General features: G+C 36.7%; 17 protein-coding genes. 9 read left to right on the top strand and 8 right to left on the bottom strand.

All coding sequences use genetic code 11. The annotated features are described in order from the left end of the window. Positions 1-36: 36 nt before the first annotated feature. From AC0L0O_RS23440 to AC0L0O_RS23430, 3 genes are all read right to left on the bottom strand, one after another. Positions 37-417, bottom strand: a complete 381-nt coding sequence (locus AC0L0O_RS23440) for a VOC family protein (RefSeq protein WP_000609857.1) — start codon at positions 415-417, stop codon at positions 37-39. A gap of 42 nt (positions 418-459) precedes the next feature. Continuing rightward, positions 460-1617, bottom strand: coding sequence for an acyltransferase (locus AC0L0O_RS23435; protein ID WP_473786148.1), 1158 nt, complete (start codon positions 1615-1617; stop codon positions 460-462). Between the two features lie 148 nt (positions 1618-1765). Further along, a complete protein-coding gene (locus tag AC0L0O_RS23430) occupies positions 1766-2983 on the bottom strand; it encodes a dicarboxylate/amino acid:cation symporter (RefSeq protein WP_000649370.1) in 1218 nt (405 codons plus the stop codon). A 223-nt stretch (positions 2984-3206) separates the two neighbouring features. Here AC0L0O_RS23430 and AC0L0O_RS23425 point away from each other — a divergent pair, with 223 nt between their 5' ends. From AC0L0O_RS23425 to AC0L0O_RS23415, 3 genes are read left to right on the top strand one after another with little or no spacing between them, the layout of a single operon-like run. Continuing rightward, positions 3207-3509 (top strand): PTS sugar transporter subunit IIB, encoded by a 303-nt coding sequence (locus AC0L0O_RS23425; protein ID WP_001023541.1) that lies wholly within the window; start codon positions 3207-3209, stop codon positions 3507-3509. A gap of 14 nt (positions 3510-3523) precedes the next feature. Then, positions 3524-4825, top strand: a complete 1302-nt coding sequence (celB, locus tag AC0L0O_RS23420) for a PTS cellobiose transporter subunit IIC (RefSeq protein ID WP_000614054.1) — start codon at positions 3524-3526, stop codon at positions 4823-4825. Between the two features lie 9 nt (positions 4826-4834). Continuing rightward, positions 4835-5152: a PTS sugar transporter subunit IIA gene (locus tag AC0L0O_RS23415; protein WP_000379638.1), complete on the top strand. Its 318-nt coding sequence runs from the start codon at positions 4835-4837 to the stop codon at positions 5150-5152. A gap of 110 nt (positions 5153-5262) precedes the next feature. Here the strand turns inward: AC0L0O_RS23415 and speD are convergent, their stop codons facing one another. Then, the gene (gene speD / locus AC0L0O_RS23410; RefSeq protein WP_078437679.1) at positions 5263-5634 is read right to left on the bottom strand and encodes an adenosylmethionine decarboxylase; all 372 of its coding nucleotides are present in this window, start codon (positions 5632-5634) and stop codon (positions 5263-5265) included. A gap of 27 nt (positions 5635-5661) precedes the next feature. After that, positions 5662-6744 carry a polyamine aminopropyltransferase gene (locus AC0L0O_RS23405; RefSeq protein WP_087932562.1) on the bottom strand — a complete coding sequence of 361 codons (1083 nt, stop codon included), beginning with the start codon at positions 6742-6744 and terminating at the stop codon, positions 5662-5664. Between the two features lie 389 nt (positions 6745-7133). On the opposite strand from AC0L0O_RS23405, the gene AC0L0O_RS23400 reads away from it, so the two are divergent. The 5 genes from AC0L0O_RS23400 to chbG all read left to right on the top strand — a co-directional run bounded on the left by AC0L0O_RS23400 (position 7134) and on the right by chbG (position 11345). Continuing rightward, positions 7134-7436, top strand: a complete 303-nt coding sequence (locus AC0L0O_RS23400) for a PTS sugar transporter subunit IIB (protein ID WP_001023567.1) — start codon at positions 7134-7136, stop codon at positions 7434-7436. A 16-nt stretch (positions 7437-7452) separates the two neighbouring features. Continuing rightward, positions 7453-8757 (top strand): PTS cellobiose transporter subunit IIC, encoded by a 1305-nt coding sequence (celB, locus tag AC0L0O_RS23395; protein ID WP_001168856.1) that lies wholly within the window; start codon positions 7453-7455, stop codon positions 8755-8757. 181 nt (positions 8758-8938) lie between these two features. Then, the gene (locus AC0L0O_RS23390) at positions 8939-9262 is read left to right on the top strand and encodes a PTS lactose/cellobiose transporter subunit IIA (RefSeq protein WP_000989049.1); all 324 of its coding nucleotides are present in this window, start codon (positions 8939-8941) and stop codon (positions 9260-9262) included. A 3-nt stretch (positions 9263-9265) separates the two neighbouring features. Further along, on the top strand, positions 9266-10591 hold the full coding sequence (gene celF, locus AC0L0O_RS23385; protein WP_000145771.1) for a 6-phospho-beta-glucosidase: 1326 nt from the start codon (positions 9266-9268) through the stop codon (positions 10589-10591). Between the two features lie 49 nt (positions 10592-10640). Beyond that, complete coding sequence (chbG, locus tag AC0L0O_RS23380) at positions 10641-11345, top strand: chitin disaccharide deacetylase (RefSeq protein ID WP_098639389.1); 705 nt, start codon at positions 10641-10643, stop codon at positions 11343-11345. A gap of 38 nt (positions 11346-11383) precedes the next feature. On the opposite strand, the gene AC0L0O_RS23375 is transcribed toward chbG, so the two are convergent. Continuing rightward, positions 11384-12565 carry a chromate transporter gene (locus tag AC0L0O_RS23375; RefSeq protein WP_098639124.1) on the bottom strand — a complete coding sequence of 394 codons (1182 nt, stop codon included), beginning with the start codon at positions 12563-12565 and terminating at the stop codon, positions 11384-11386. 189 nt (positions 12566-12754) lie between these two features. Here AC0L0O_RS23375 and exsM point away from each other — a divergent pair, with 189 nt between their 5' ends. Continuing rightward, positions 12755-13168 (top strand): exosporium regulatory protein ExsM, encoded by a 414-nt coding sequence (exsM, locus tag AC0L0O_RS23370; RefSeq protein ID WP_000207031.1) that lies wholly within the window; start codon positions 12755-12757, stop codon positions 13166-13168. 217 nt (positions 13169-13385) lie between these two features. Here the strand turns inward: exsM and AC0L0O_RS23365 are convergent, their stop codons facing one another. Together AC0L0O_RS23365 and AC0L0O_RS23360 are read right to left on the bottom strand one after the other, a co-directional pair. After that, positions 13386-16061, bottom strand: a complete 2676-nt coding sequence (locus AC0L0O_RS23365; protein ID WP_000820931.1) for a sigma-54-dependent transcriptional regulator — start codon at positions 16059-16061, stop codon at positions 13386-13388. A gap of 104 nt (positions 16062-16165) precedes the next feature. Continuing rightward, entirely contained in the window at positions 16166-16903 is a 738-nt protein-coding gene (locus tag AC0L0O_RS23360; RefSeq protein ID WP_000597161.1) for a polysaccharide deacetylase family protein, read from the bottom strand. Positions 16904-16974: the final 71 nt, after the last annotated feature.

Below are 16974 nucleotides of genomic sequence, written 5' to 3'. Positions count from 1 at the left end.
AAAGAAGCTATCCGGTTTTTTCGGATAGCTTCTTTTTTATTTGCGTTCCATTACCGCAAAGTAATTGTTTTCATTATCAGCAAAGTTAAAAGCTCTGCCAGTAGGTAAATCTACAACTTGTCCAACAGTAACGTTTTTCTCAGAAAGATCTTTATATAGTTGATCTAAGTTGTTAGAGAAGAACATAAGTGAAGGAGTACCTAAGTTTAATTCAGGTTGCATCTTTGCAATTAACGCTTTATCGTGAAGGACGATGCTTGTTCCTGCTTCTTTTGCTGGCGCAATTTCAATCCAGCGAAATCCTTGTCCATTATTTTCTTCTGCAATAATTTGGAACCCTACTGTCTCAGTCCAAAATTGTACGGCTTTATCTTGATTATTTACATATAACATAATTTGTCCAATTTGATTAATCATAGGTGTATCCTACTTTCTTTTCTTGTATGGAATTCTATTATATCAAAGATATGGTTTGCATACTTTTTCGTGATTTTTCCGAAGTACGATCTTCGCCCATCTCACATTTGCCCTAGGAGACGGTCCTGTAATCCACGTATGAAATGGTAGTGTACTGCAAATGACCATTGCTGAAATCGAGATTGTGGCCGTTATTGTAAATAATAATAAGCTATATAATATTGTGTTTTCTTGCATTGTGAATAAAGAAAGAAACTTTGTACATAGTTGCAAGAAGAAAAAGTGAGCTAAATAAGCACCATATGTGTAATTTCCGATAAACCGTAAAGCTTTATATAAGAAACCGCGTCGCTGTACGATTGTAATAGAAAGCACGTAAAGTATAATGATTTCGCATACGATATATAAAAACATAGACGGTTTTAAATAAGTCGAAACGGTTAAATGAATAGAGTTTGCGCCGTAAAAACTAAATAACTCATAATTGATGAATAAAAATAAGATGAAAAATAAGATTGTGATAAGCGGGATATGTTTCATGACGAATAGCCGCCATGTTTTTAGTGCTACAGCAGCGATTCCTCCCATGACGAAATAGAACGAGTAGAAGAAGAAGGAACGATCTGTATAATGTAAAATGGTTGAGCTAGTCAATTTCTCTCCATTAAAAATGTAGTGCGAAGAATACCACATTAAGAGGAAATATAGAGAAGCAAAGACGGTCATATATTTATATATGTCTTTTTTATTTTCTGTTCGTTTTTGAAACCAATAAAATAGTGTGCACAGCAAAGGGAACAATAAGTGAATTTGGAACATCATAATTACGTACCAAAGGTGAGGTGCAGCCGTTCCGAGTAATACACTTTTTATTCCGCCTTGTAATGTGATTATATCGTTTGTTGTTAATAAGTAAAGAATAGACCAGAAGAAATAAGGAATGAGTAAATGTGCGGCTTTTTCAGAAATATATTCTTTGTATACTAATTGCTTTGTATAGTGACGAATTAAATGAAATCCAACGATAAATATGAATGCAGGTGCCGAAAATTTTGCAAGGTTAAATAGCATGCCCATAATGAGAGATTGCTCAAGTAAGACATTTCCTTGATTCATTGTATATAATAACGAACTTTGCAAAACGACAGCAAGGAATGCAATGCTTTGCAAAACTTTAAATTCTGGTGCGCTTTGAGTCATTATTTCCATCTCCTTTTCCATACATGATTATAGTACGGAGAATGGATAATGGATGTGGAATATTTGTGAAAATTTTAACAAATTTGTGGCGGAGTGGCTTAACATCAAAAAAAGAGGATGCTCGTTAGGAGCATCCTCTTTCTATCTATTAAGCAAATTTGTTTTTGATCCAGTTCTTACCTTCTACAAGGCGAGCTGTCATTACGGCACAAGCGTTATCTGCTGTTACGTTTAACATTGTTGCAGGAGGATCAATGATTGTACTAATTGCTGCAATAATTGGTAATGCTTCTGGCGGGAATCCGTATAGAGAAACGATTAACATTTCACCAATCATACCGCCGCCTGGAATAGCGCCCATTACTGTTCCTACTAATAGAGAAACAACAAGTGCGATTGCTAATGTTTTCGGTCCTTCGAATTCCATGTTGAAAATACCGAATAAGAAAGCAATTTTTAATACGCCGCCTAAAACAGATCCGTCTTTATGAAGTGTAGATCCAAGAAGGACAACTGTTTCACGAACATCAGAAGAGATACCCATTTTCTTCGTTGCTTCTAAGTTCGCTGGAATACTAGCAGCACTACTACAAGTTGCTAGTGATGTAACTGTAGGAGAGACCATGTTCTTCCAAAATACTTGTACACCTTGCTTGCGACCTGCAAGGTATGCATAGAACGTAAAGAATACAAAGAAGTAAATGAGAGACGCTGGATAGTATACCATTGCTGCTCGGAAGTAAGTTCCAAGAAGTTGTGGTCCGAATTCACCAACTAATGCTGCGAAGTAAGCAGCAAGTCCAATTGGAGCGTAGTACATAATGAAAGATACAACTTTCATTGAAATTTCTGCACCAGCTTGTAAGAATGTAGCGAATGGTTTTCCTTTTTCACCAACTGCTGAAGTTGCAATCCCCATTAAAATAGAGAAGAAAATAAGAGCTAACATATTTTCACGAGATAGTAACTTCGAGAAGTCAGATACTGTTAGAATACCAACAATTTGATCTGCAACGCTAACCGCTTTTTCAGCTTTGTCAGGTTGTGTTAATTCTAATACAACACCTTGTGCTGGCGGGAATACTTTCACGACAATAATCATAAAAATAGCAGCTAAAATACTTGTAAATAAGAAAGTCCCAGCCATACTAGACATAATTTTACCGAAACGTTTTAATCCATCCATATTAGCAATAGATGACGCGATGCTAAAGAACACTAACGGTACAACAATCGTAAACATTAAGTTTAAGAAAATGTCACCAAGCGGCTTTAAAGCAACGGCATCGGCACCCATGAAATAACCAATGAAACCACCAATTAGGATAGAAGATAATAAAATAAGTGGAAAGCGATATGCCTTCATAAATATACCCTCCTATCAATCATAAAAAATCATACTGAATTATTATAGCGAGTTAGAGCCCTCTTTACTAGGAGAATACTGATAGATGGAATAGCGTGAAAACCGAGAAATTTTTGTTTTTAAGCTCGGCATACAGCAGGAAATCTAGACATATATATTTGTAACCTAGTGGTGGTAAGGGATGCACCATAACTTAGGTTTAGAAAAAGGGGAGGGAAGCGGGATGAATATTTTGCTTTGCTGTGCAGCGGGAATGTCTTCCAGCTTGATTGTTACAAAAATGGAGAAAGCAGCAGAGGCAAGAGGAATAGAGGTAAAGATTTGGGCTGTATCAGGTTCTGAAGTAAATAGCCACATTGATGAAGCGGATGTACTGCTACTTGGGCCACAAGTACGTTATTTATTACCGAAAATGAAAGAATTATGTAAGGGGAAAGGAGTACCTGTTGATGTCATTCAATCCGTCCATTACGGACTTTGTAATGGGGAAGCTATCTTGCAAGCAGCGTTGTCAATGAAACCATGAGGAGAGTGGGATAGATGATACAGTTTTTAGAGAAATATGTAATGCCAGTAGCAGGGAAGGTTGCAGAGCAGAGGCATTTGCAAGCAATTCGAGATGGAATTATTTTAACGATGCCTTTTTTAATCATTGGATCATTTTTCCTTATTATTAGTGCATTACCAATACCAGGTTATAATGATTTTATGGCAGGTTTGTTTGGGGAGAATTGGCAGAGGGCTTTAGGGTATCCAGTTAGTGCGACTTTTAATATAATGGCTTTAATAGCTGTTTTTGGAATCGCTTACAGGCTTGGGGAATATTATAAAGTGGATGCTTTAGCATCCGGAGCATTGTCCCTTGTGACGTTTTTACTTGCGACGCCATTTCAAGTTGCATATATTATACCAAGTACAAAAGAGAGTGTACTTGTAGAAGGTGCTATCCCAGCTGCATTAATGGGAAGCCAAGGGTTGTTTGTAGCAATGATTATTGCACTTATATCTACTGAACTTTATCGGTTTATTGTACAAAAAAAGATAATTATAAAGATGCCAGAAACAGTTCCACCAGCCGTGACACGTTCATTTGCAGCACTTGTTCCAGGATTTATTGTTGTAACGGTTATTTGGATTGTACGTTTAATTATAGAAAATACTTCTTTTGGCAGTATCCATAATATTGTAGGGCAAATTTTACAGGAACCACTTAGTATACTTGGTGCTAGTCTTTGGGGCGCAATAATAGCAGTTATTCTCGTTCACGTTCTTTGGTCGTGTGGAATTCATGGTGCTACTATTGTTGGTGGTGTAATGAGTCCTGTTTGGTTATCATTAATGGATCAAAACCGAGTTGCTTTCCAAGCAGGGCAAGATGTACCGAATACAATTACCGCACAGTTTTTTGATTTATGGATTTATATGGGCGGCTCTGGTGCAACACTTGCTTTAGTTGTCGGAATGTTATTGTTTGCACGAAGTCAGCAATTAAAAAGTTTAGGGAGATTGTCAATTGCACCTGGTATATTTAACATTAATGAGATGGTAACTTTTGGTATGCCGATTGTAATGAACCCAATTTTATTAATTCCATTTATATTAGTTCCGGTTGTGTTAACAATCGTTTCTTACTTTGCAATGGAATGGGGATTAGTTGCTCGCCCGAGTGGAGCTGCTGTACCTTGGACGACACCTATTCTTTTTAGTGGATATTTAGGATCGGGCGGGAAAATTTCAGGCGTTGTTTTACAACTTGTTAACTTTGCGCTTGCATTCTTCATTTATTTACCGTTCTTAAAAATATGGGATAAACAAAAAGTAGCGGAAGAAAAGGGGGAGTAAAGAAGGAAAATGGATACGATAGAGACGAAAGCTTTTCATTTGATTTTGCATGGGGGAAATGCGAGAAGTTGTTCAATGGAAGCAATTGATTGCGCGAAGCGTGGGGAGTTTACAGAAGCAGAAGCGAAATTACAAGAAGCGTTAGAGGAATTAAAAGAGGCGCACCGTGTACAAACGGATCTCATACAGAAAGAAGCTGGTGGTGAAAAAACTGAAGTAACTCTTCTGATGGTGCATGCGCAAGATCATTTAATGAATGCGATTACGGTGAAGGAATTAGCGAGTGAATTTGTAGAATTATATAGGAAGATGTCAGTGACTGAATGAACCTTGCGTATGCAAGGTTTTTTTATGTATGTGTCTGTACCATCAGTGGAGTGTTCGTTCCACTGATGGTATTTACAATCCTCCTTTTTACAAATGAGTAAGAATGATATTTAATCGGTAGTAATAATCTCTCCTATACCACGAATTAATCTTCTTATATGCATCTCATTTGGTTTCAATATACTTACGATATAATCAATCGCTATTTGCGGTTCAACGGTTGTACCGCACGTATAACAATCAATGGCAGCAAAGTTTTTTTCTGGATAAGTGTGAATAGAGAGGTGGCTTTCTGATAGTAAAACTAAAACAGTAACGCCATGCGGATCAAATTCTTTTGTACTTACGTTTAAAACATGGGCACCCGAGAGATCGGCAGCGTGAATTAAATGATGTTCTAAAAAGTACATATCATCTAATAGGGAAAAATCCACTCCCCACAAATCTACTATTATATGCTTACCGAAAGTAGAATATTCCATAAGGTAGCACTCCTTCCTGTGATATCGTCAAAACTCCATTTCCTGTTTATAACATTGATGCAGGATAAGGTTCGATTCTGAGTTTAGAAGAGCGAGATTACGTTGTTCTAAATGTTCTTCTCTAAATTGAAATAAAGGAAAAAGAAGGGAAGGTAATGTTCGAGGAGTTGGTACTACGTATAATTGCTCAATTTGATCGAGTACATAGACAGAATTAGCAGCGATATGAAATCCCCAGTCAGTTCCGAAAGAAGGAACGATTGTATGATAACTTTTCACAGTTAATCCCGCATGTTCAATTGTTTTACCGATACTCCAATATACTAGAGGTGCATCAGCAGGTGAATTAGATTGGCAGACGAACGCGCCGTCTTCTGTTAAAAATGTAGCTATACGAGCAAAAAGTTCGCTTGTATATAAAGTACTTAACAACTCTGTCGCTGGATCTGGAAAATCAATAATGATTACATCGTATAAAGAGGAAGGAGAGCTTAAAAATTCTTTTGCATCACATACGTGTGTATTTACACGATTATCAAAAAATGCACTTTTGTTTAAAGAAACTAATTCAGGAACATTACGAGCCATATCAATCATCGATCCATCTAAGTCAACAAGGTCTACATGTAGTACAGTTTCATATTTTAAAACTTCTCGCAGGGCAAGGCCATCGCCACCGCCTAATATGAGAACACGTTTTGGATCAATTACTTTTGACATAATTGGATGCACAAGTGCTTCATGATAAATTTGCTCATCGACGGAACTGAATTGTAGTTGCTTGTCCAAATATAAACGGATATCGCTAACTTGCAACAAATTAATATTTTGATAATTACTTTGTTCCGCAAATAAATTTGTATGTTCACCAGCTTGTATTTCCTTTAGAGAAATTTCATCCCATATATCTAAGTTGTGTGAATCTGTGGGTACTATGACTACATTTTCCGATTGTACTTGATTATCTTGTTTGCCCTGCTTGTCCTGCTTATTTTCTACCGCCTGCTGTTCTAGTTCAAATTTGTTAGAGTCTAATTCAGAACGCTTGTCTTTTTTATAGCTTGTTATTCTATAAATCTTTATTTTGCTTTGTTTTCTATGTTTTGGCATAGGAATCCCCTTTCGAATTGTGTTATTTTATTCTATTCTATTCTATGTAATCTAGTAGATTTTGCTTGGACAATAGATAGAGGAGTTTTTTTTAATAGATTTTCACGCTAAAAAAATTTTTTTAGTGTTTTTTTATTTTAAACACAACTAGACAACTAAACACTAATCTATTTTCATACAGTTATGTGTTAAAAGCGTGTTGTTTTATAACACACTGTGTGTTTTTTGAGTGACACACTAATTGAAAGCGTTAACACACAAAGAAAATAGTCGAAAAAGTGCTGATTTTAGTGATTTTAAAAAGTTGGCACGCTAATTGCATTAATAAATAGCGTAAAGAAAAATAAATAAAACATAAAATTTTTATACTACACAAGGGGGATTTTCAAATGAATATTTTATTATGTTGCTCAGCAGGGATGTCTACAAGTTTACTAGTTACAAAAATGGAGGCGGCTGCAAAAGCTCGCGGTCTAGAAGGAAAGATTTGGGCTGTATCTGGGGATGCAGTAAAAACAAATATCGATCAAGCAGACGTATTATTATTAGGACCACAAGTTCGTTACATGCTTTCTTCAATGAAAACGCTTGCTGATGAGAAGAACGTTGGAATCGACGTTATCAATCCAATGCACTACGGCATGATGAATGGAGAAGCAGTTTTAGATCACGCATTAACACTTAAAAAATAATTAGGGGGGAAGTAAAATGCAAAAGTTTATTGCATTTATGGAGAAGTACATGGTTCCGATTGCTGGTAAAATCGGATCGCAACGTCACTTAGCTGCGATCCGAGATGGATTTATTGCAGTTATGCCACTTATTTTAGTTGGTTCGATGGCAGTACTAGTTAATGGTTTACCAATTCCAGCATTCCAAGGTTTTATGAAAGATTTATTCGGTGAAACTTGGACACAAATTGGTGCTGGTATGTGGACAGGGTCCTTCGGGGTATTAGCTCTGATGGTGGCGGTTACCATAAGTTATAACTTAGCAAAATCTTACGGTGTTGATGGATTGTCAGCAGGTATTATTTCGTTTGGTGCATTAATTATTCTTACACCAACAACACCAAAAGAAGCTGGAATAAATATGCTTTGGACAGGCGCACAGGGTTTGTTCGTTTCACTTATTGTCTCCATACTCGTAACGGAGATATTCCGCTTCTTTGTTCAAAGAAACATTACAATTAAAATGCCTGACGGTGTACCACCAGCAGTAATGAAATCTTTCGCTGCTTTAGTTCCAGCATTTGTGATTTTAACAGGTATTGCAAGTATTCAATTAGCAGTAAAACTAGCAGGTACAAGTGTTCATGAGTATATCTTTAATACATTACAAGTTCCATTACAAGGTTTAGCGGGTACGTTACCAAGTGCAATCTTTATTGCGTTATTAGTACATGTACTTTGGTTCTTCGGTTTACATGGTCCAAATATTGTTGGTGGTATTATTGAGCCACTTTATTTACCGGCGTTAGAGAAAAATATTAAGTTATTCCAAGATGGTACATCTGCATTTGATGTTCCAAACATTATTACAAAACCATTCTTCGATACTTTCGTATATCTTGGTGGTTCTGGCGCAACATTAGCGTTCTTAGTGGTTGTATTAATTGTAGCGAAAAGTGCACAATTACGCGGTGTATCTCGTCTATCAATTGGACCTGGTGCATTTAACATTAACGAACCAGTAATCTTTGGTACACCAATCGTATTAAATCCAATTTTATTCATCCCGTTCGTATTAACACCTGTTGTGTTAGTTATTACATCTTATACAGCAATTTACTTAGGATGGGTACCAAAAACAGTAGCGATGGTTCCATGGAACGTTCCACCAATTATTAGTGGGTATCTTGTAACAGGTTTACATCCTTCTGGTGCGATTTTACAATTATTCAACTTTGTTGTTGCAATGGCGATTTACTTCCCATTCGTTGTCGCATGCGATCGTTCAGTTATCCGTACTGAGAAAGCAGCACAAGGAAATAACAACTCTGTACCTATGTAACATAATAATTGTTCTCACAGACAACATGATCTGTGAGAACAATTACCTTTATATCATGTTCAAAAGATGAGACTCATCTACAAGAACACCAAACTATCATTCATAAAATAATAATTTAATAGACATGTTCAAACTGAAGGGGTATTTTAATCGGTTGAACCTTATAGAGAGGGCGGTAATTATGATGACTACAGCAGAACAAATTCCATTCCAATTGATTTTAAATAGTGGTAATGCACGAAGCTTTGCAATGGAGGCACTTCAATTTGCCAAACAGGGGAAAATGGCAGAGGCTGATGAAGCGATGATAAAGGCGAAAGAAGCGATCAATGAAGCGCATCATTTCCAAACAGAGCTCATACAATCAGAAGCAAGAGGAGAAAAAACAGAGATTAGTGTTCTTTTAATTCACGCACAAGATCATTTAATGAATGCGATTACAGTAAAAGAATTAGCGGCAGAGTTTATCGATCTTTATAAAAAATTAGAAGCGAAAGGGGAATAAAGCATGACTGGAATTAAAATTGCTACAATCGGCGGTGGATCTAGCTATACACCAGAGTTAATTGAAGGATTTATTAAACGTTATGATGAGCTTCCTGTTCGTGAAATTTGGTTAGTAGATATTGAGGCAGGAAAAGAGAAGTTAGAAGTCGTTGGTAACTTAGCGAAACGTATGGTGAAAAAATCTGGTTTACCAATCGAGGTACATTTAACGCTTGATCGCCGCGAGGCATTAAAGGATGCTGACTTCGTAACAACACAACTTCGCGTTGGTTTATTAGAAGCACGTGCAAAAGATGAAGCAATCCCATTAAAATATGATGTAATCGGTCAGGAAACGAATGGTCCTGGTGGTTTATTCAAAGCGTTGAGAACGATTCCTGTCATTTTAGATATTTGTAAGGATATGGAGGAGCTTTGTCCAAATGCATGGTTAATTAACTTTGCAAACCCAGCTGGTATGGTAACAGAAGCTGTTCTTCGTTATACAAATATTCAAAGAGTAGTTGGTCTATGTAACGTTCCAATCGGAATTCGTATGGGTCTTGCAAAATTACTTGAAGTAGATGCGAGTCGTGTACACGTTGACTTCGCAGGTTTAAACCATATGGTATACGGACTAGACGTATATTTAGATGGCGTAAGTGTAATGGATCGTGTGTTAGAGCTTGTAACAGATCCAGAAAAGCAAATTACGATGGAAAATATCGCAGCGCTTAACTGGGAACCAGACTTTATTCGTGGCCTTCGTGCAATTCCATGTCCATACCATCGTTACTACTACAAAACACGTGAAATGTTAGAAGAAGAGAAAGAAGCTTCGGTTGAAAAAGGTACACGTGCAGAAGTAGTAAAACAATTAGAAGATGATTTATTCGAGTTATATAAAGACCCGAACTTAGATATTAAACCACCACAATTAGAAAAACGTGGAGGCGCTTATTATAGTGACGCAGCATGTAGCTTAATTACGTCTATTTACAATAATAAAGGTGATATCCAGCCTGTTAATACACGAAACAACGGAACAATTGCAAGCTTACCACATGATTCTGCTGTTGAAGTGAACTGTATTATTACGAAAGAAGGTCCAAAACCAATTGCAGTTGGAGATCTTCCGGTACCAGTTCGCGGTTTAGTACAACAAATTAAATCATTTGAGCGCACAACAATTGAAGCTGCTGTTACAGGGGATTATCATAAAGCGCTGCTTGCTATGACAATTAATCCACTTGTACCATCAGATAAAGTTGCAAAACAAATTTTAGATGAAATGTTGGAAGCGCATAAAGAATATCTTCCGCAGTTCTTCAAAAAGGTAGAGAAATAAAAGCGGCGCTATTTAGCCCGCTTTTTTTATTCTATTAGGAGGTATTACGATGATTAAATTAATTGTAAATGCAGATGATTTCGGTCTTACAGAAGGTACAAATTATGGCATTATTGATGGACATATAAATGGACTTGTAAATTCAACGACGATGATGATGAATATGCCAGGGACAGAGCATGCGGTACACTTAGCAAAAGAGTATAAAACGTTAGGGGTAGGAGTACATCTCGTATTAACGGCAGGGAAACCGCTTCTTGGAGATGTACCATCACTTGTAAGTAGCGATGGATTGTTTCATAAACAAAGCGTCGTATGGGAAGGGAAGGTAAATCCAGAGGAAGTTGAGAGAGAGTGGACTGCTCAAATTGAGAAATTCTTATCTTACGGATTAAAACCAACTCATTTAGATAGTCATCATCACGTGCATGGATTACCGATCTTGCACGATGTTCTGGAAAGATTAGCTGCTACATATAATGTTCCAATTCGTCGTTGTGAAGAAGAGCGAGCAGTGCGTCCATTTTCTGATGTGTTTTATAGTGACTTTTATGCGGATGGTGTGACGGAAGATTATTTTGTGAAGTTAAAAGAAAGAGTACAAGGTGAACAAACGGTAGAAATTATGGTTCATCCAGCGTATATTGATCCAGAACTTGTGAAACGTTCTTCTTACGTAATGGATCGTGTAAAAGAATTGCGTATTTTAACAGAGAGTGAGTTGCCTGAAGGAATAGAGCTTGTAAAGTTTTAATAGAAAAAAGACGGCTACATTATGCCGTCTTTTTTTATTTACAAAATGGATAGAATATATCCGCCAAAGGCTCCAAGTATAACGATAACCCAAGGTGGTGTTTTCCAAAAAGCGAGCAAGCAAAATAGAAGAGATGCAAAAACAAAATCTACAGCGTTCATAATCGTGCTTGTCCAAATCGGATCATAAAAAGCTGCTAATAAAATACCGACAACGGCCGCATTGACTCCAAGTAGTGCGCCTTGTATGAAAGATATTCTTCTTACACTGTCCCAAAATGGTAAAACACCAATAATGAGTAAGAAAGCAGGAAGAAAAATCGCAATTGTTGCGAGTATTGCTCCAAGCGTTCCGTTTAACACTGCTCCTATATAAGAAGCGAATGTAAACAGTGGTCCTGGCATTGCTTGTGTTAATCCGTATCCAGCTAGAAACTGTTCTTTTGTCATCATTCCGTTTTGTACGAATTCACCTTCAAGAAGAGGTAGCACGACGTGTCCGCCTCCAAATACAAGTGCGCCAGAGCGATAGAAACTATCGAATAAGGCGATGTAATAAGAGAACGGTCTTAAAATTGGTAGCAGTAGTAATAGTCCGAAGAATAAGACGAGACACGAAACTGCTATTTTTTTTGAAATAGGCACTTTTATACTTTGAGATTGGCTAATTGGTTGGTTGCGATATAAAAACCAGCCGATACAGCCAGATATGATAATGAGAGTGACTTGTATCCAGCTACTTGGCCATAATAAGGCGATTGCGGCAGTTACAATAGCAATCGTCGCACGATTTCGGTCTGGCGTTAATTTTTGCGCCATTCCCCATATTGCATGAGCGACAATAGCGACTGCTACAAGTTTTAGTCCATGAATCCAGCCCGCACTTCCAAGATCGAGCTGATTAAGGAATGAGGCGAAGAAAACTAAAACGAGCACAGACGGTAGTGTGAATCCAATCCATGAAATAATAGCTCCTAATAGGCCGCCCCTTAATAATCCAACCCCCATACCGACTTGGCTGCTAGCAGGACCAGGAAGGAATTGACTTAGTGCTACTAAATCTCCATAGCTCCGTTCATCCATCCATTTTCTTTTTTTCACATATTCGTGGTGGAAATACCCAAGATGGGCGACAGGACCACCAAATGAAGTAAGTCCTAATTTAAATGAAACGAGAAAAATCTCTAATAATGTGTGAATAGTGTATTTGTTGTTTTTCAAAATGCCCTCCTAGAATGTTTTTCTAAGTGCATTATACAAGAGATAGTAAAGTAAAAGGAACGATTCTAATGTAAAGATTTTGTGAAACTTTACATTGAAATTAGAAGTGGAAAAAGTCATAAATGATTATGTATAAACCATAAAGTAGTAGAAGTAGTGCTGGGAAATTTATATAAGGAGAATGCCCGTATGACAACACATTTCTTTGCGAGGTTAACAGGTAAGAGGGAAATACCTCCTGTAAATACAGAAGCTTATGGCGTAGCAGAGTTTATATTTAGTGAGGATTTAAAGAAGTTGCAATATCGGGTCATATTGAAAAACATCGAAAAAGTTACATCATGCCAAATTCATCTAGGGAAATCAGATCAAATTGGTCCAATTGTTTTAAGTTTATTGGGTCCGCTAAAGCAAGGTATTAGTGTAAATGAAGGAGTCGTGACTGGTGTAGTCAATGTGGAGGAGTTTGAAGGGCCTTTACAGGGGCGAGCGTTTGATAGCTTACTTCAAGAAATCATTCAGGCGAATGTATATGTAAATGTTTATACGAAGTCCAATAAGAAGGGTGAAATCAGGGGGAGAATCAGGAAAGTAAAGAAGTAGAAAAAAGGCTGTTCATATTGAACAGCCTTTTCTGCTATAAGGTGCGAATTTTAGCGATTATTGACGGTAAATCGATATATTAGAAAAATCGCTGATAAAACTCGAGTTGCGCTGATATATTTTGAAAATCGCTGATAAAACCCGAGTTGCGCTGATATATCCTGAAAATCGCTGATAAAATCTGAGTTAAGATCAATATACTAAAAAACTGCCGCGACTAATTTTTTATAGGCTGATTCTTAATGAAGAAGTCCATTACATAAAACACTTCGTCATCAGGTATTTGTATTTCAAATGTATTTTCAATTGGCTGCAATGCTTTTTTTACTTTCATATACATCCAGTATTCATCTTGTCTTCGTTTCTCTTTATCCGGATGAGGGAGGAGGCTTTCTCCTTTTTGAAGACGGTCAACCATACAGCTCATATGCAGAATAACACCCATTAAACTATCAGGAGTTAGCTGTAAGGAAATTAATTCTTGAATTGTATTTAATGCGTAACGAATTGTTTTGATAAGTAGTGCTCCGTCGTTACGCTGCATTTGTTGTTCAAGAATATCAGCCATTTTTGCATATGTTTCTTCATACGTAATTAATTCTTGAATTGGCTGAATTGCTGTGTAGTTTACAATGTCTTGGAAGTGATAAGTTAAGCATGGCACTTGCACATCAAAATTCGTAACAATACAAATGATATTCCGCTCTTTTTTTATGTTCTCAATCATTTTTGTTAAATCTTTTTCATGGACGATACTAATCGGAATAATTTCAATTAAGTCTTTGTCAAATCGCAAATAGTTCTCCAACATTTTTTGAATAGCTAAAGCACTGCCTTCCCCAGTTAAACAAGCTGTCAAAATAACAGATTTCATTGGTGATAGCGGCTTTTTCTTTTCTTCTTGTACGTTTAAGTAAAACGGTGTTAAGTTCTTCACTGTTTCATATAATGCATCTAACGAGTAGCCAAGCTGAGCCTTTCGAGCAGCTTCTAGTGCATGTGGAGTGCTCGTCATGGAAAGAACACGTACCGGGATTTTGAATTCAGTTTCTAATATATCACCAATGTAAGCGAGTGATCCCATATCAACGAGTAAGAGAAGCCCGTTTACATTTTGGAGTGTTTTCATATACACTTTCACACGCTCTAAGAAATCTTTCGGCGATTCATGTAACGGCATATCGATCCCGGTTACTTCATCAATGCCGAGCAGTTCGTTTGCGACGTTTGCCATTTCTGTTGCTATGCCGTTGCCGTGCGCTAATATTAATACTTTTACTTCTGTTTGTGAGGCAGGAATTGGATCAACAACGAAGAACATTGTTAAAAAGCCTGCTTCATCAATAGGCATTGTTATTTGTAATTCGTCCTCCAGTAGTTGAATGCATTGCATTGCTACGGAAAAAGCTTCTTTATATTTCGTACGAATTTGATTTAATTGTGGATGATGAATTTGTTTTCCAGCTTGTAAACGTTGTAGAGTTGTCTGTACATGTAAACTTAAAGCGAGAAATACTTTTTCATCAAACGTCTTGGATAAATGTTTTTCAGCCAGTTCTGCAATTCTTTCACAAACGGAAACGATATTACGATCCACAATTTTAAAAACATTTTCATGACTTGTCTTTTTTGACATTTGGTTAAAATATTGTACGAAAAAGCTTTGAATATCATTTTCTATTAGTAACTCTAATTCTTCCTCTTCAATACCACGCGCTTGAAGTTCTTCATATTTATAATCAATATAATCGTAAATAGAAGATTGTTTTTCATTTTCTATTTTATGATTACTCCAACCTTCATCACTTGTAAATATAAATGTTTCATTTGGTATTTGGTATAGGTGACGGCTCTTTCTTTCAATGAATAGTCCTTCTTTCATATACCAAGGTAAGTCTGTACTTGAAACATAGACAGAATCACGTTTCTTTGTCACGAAGTCAGAATAGGCTTTCGCACAGGCAATTTGTACATCCGTTTTTAATTGACCGATATTATTAGGACAATTGTAAAAGACGAAAGCACGCATTGCATTCGGACTCACGTGAATTTCTTTTCGCAAGCGAATTGCTTCATTTGTGAAAAATAGTTGTAGTAAAGCAAAACGTTCTTTATGTGTACGCTCACGAAGTGGTGGCAATGTGACAGTCATTGGTATACGTCTTGTAAATGTTTTTAATAAAAATGAATTTGGTTCTTCTGTTGTTGCAGTAATGATTAATACTTGTGCTTTACGTTCGTTTTCTGTTTCTCCAAGGCGGCGATATACTCCGCGGTCAATAAAGGTGAAAAGCATTTCTTGTCCCTCTGGAGGAAGGCGATGTACTTCATCTAAGAAAAGAATTCCTTCATGTGCTTTTTCAATTAACCCTTTTTGATCACTTGCCCCTGTATAAGCTCCTTTTTTAATCCCAAATAACTGCCCGAGTAGTAGCTGTGGATTATTTGCATAATCAGCACAGTTAAAGACGATAAATGGTGCGTTTTTAGGAAGCTGTTCAACTTCAATTGCATATTCGTGCATTAAAGAAGCAAACATAGATTTTCCGACGCCCGTTTCTCCGAGCAGTAAAGTATGCATACCGTTTGGAGGGTAGAGAATAGAAGCTTTCGCTTTTTCAATTGCGATTTTAAGGCTCGTATTTTCAATTGCAAATGTATCTAATGAAGTTACTTCTTTTGAATGCGTTTCCAACAAAGCGTTCGTTTCTATATAAAAACGAACAGGACGCGTATTTGTTTTTAATAAACGTTTATCTTTTACAAGTTTGTTTAAGTCGCTACTTACATTGGCGCGATCTAGTTGCAACAGGGTAGCGAGTTCTGATGCAGTTACACCTTCTGTATACTTGCCTTCTTGTATTGCGTTAAAAATGAGATCTATTCGTTTCATTTCTATTCACCTCGAAACTTCATCACTATTTAAAATTTTACACAAAAATGGGAAGGGTGGGAAGAGAAAAATAAAACAGCTTTAGTATATAGGTACTAAAGCTGTTACAATCTTGTGTCTTTCCAAAAGTTTACTTTGAGATGAGAAGATGGATTATAGGGAAGAAGTTTGTATCCTTGTGACTGTAAGTAATCAATTACTTGTGGCAATATTTGTACGGTTACACTCGAATCATGCATTAAAATTACTTCGACTTGTTCATCGCTCTGATTACGTACTCTTTCTAGTATGGCAGAAGGATTGTCATAGCTTTTCCAGTCGTATGTATCGATTGTCCAATCCCACATTTTATACTGGGCTGATACAAGTGCATCACGATAATTCTTCTTTAAGTAAGGCATGCTACCGTACGGGACACGAACGAGATGTGTATTTAATTTTGTAACTTGTTGGACAATGTTTTGTGTTTGTTCCATTTCTGTAATTAAAGCAGATGGATCACCAGTGTAAAGACGTTTTACATCATGTGACATACTGTGAAGTCCAATATAGTGTCCATCTTTAATTAATCGTTGCATTGTCTTTTTATAATGTGGTACTTTTCCACCAATAACAAAGAAAGTTGCTTTTCCGTTCTTTTCTTTTAAGATGTTTAAAATTTGCGTAGTATATTTGTTTGGTCCGTCATCAAATGTTAAGTACGCGATTTTTTTTGTAGAAGAAGTAGTCTCAGTATTTGGATGATGTTCAGCAGGGGGAATAGTAGTTGCTCCTGCATGAGGTGACGCGTACATAGTAATCGTTAAAAATAAAATAATGTATTGAAATACTCGCTTGATCATAACATTCACCCTCAGTTTGACAATCAAGATGTAAAAAAGAAAATATAATCCTTTTCTTATTATGTATATCT

The organism is Bacillus sp. GS3m_15504 (assembly GCF_055825275.1).
This window is presented reverse-complemented; position numbering and strand designations above follow the sequence as displayed.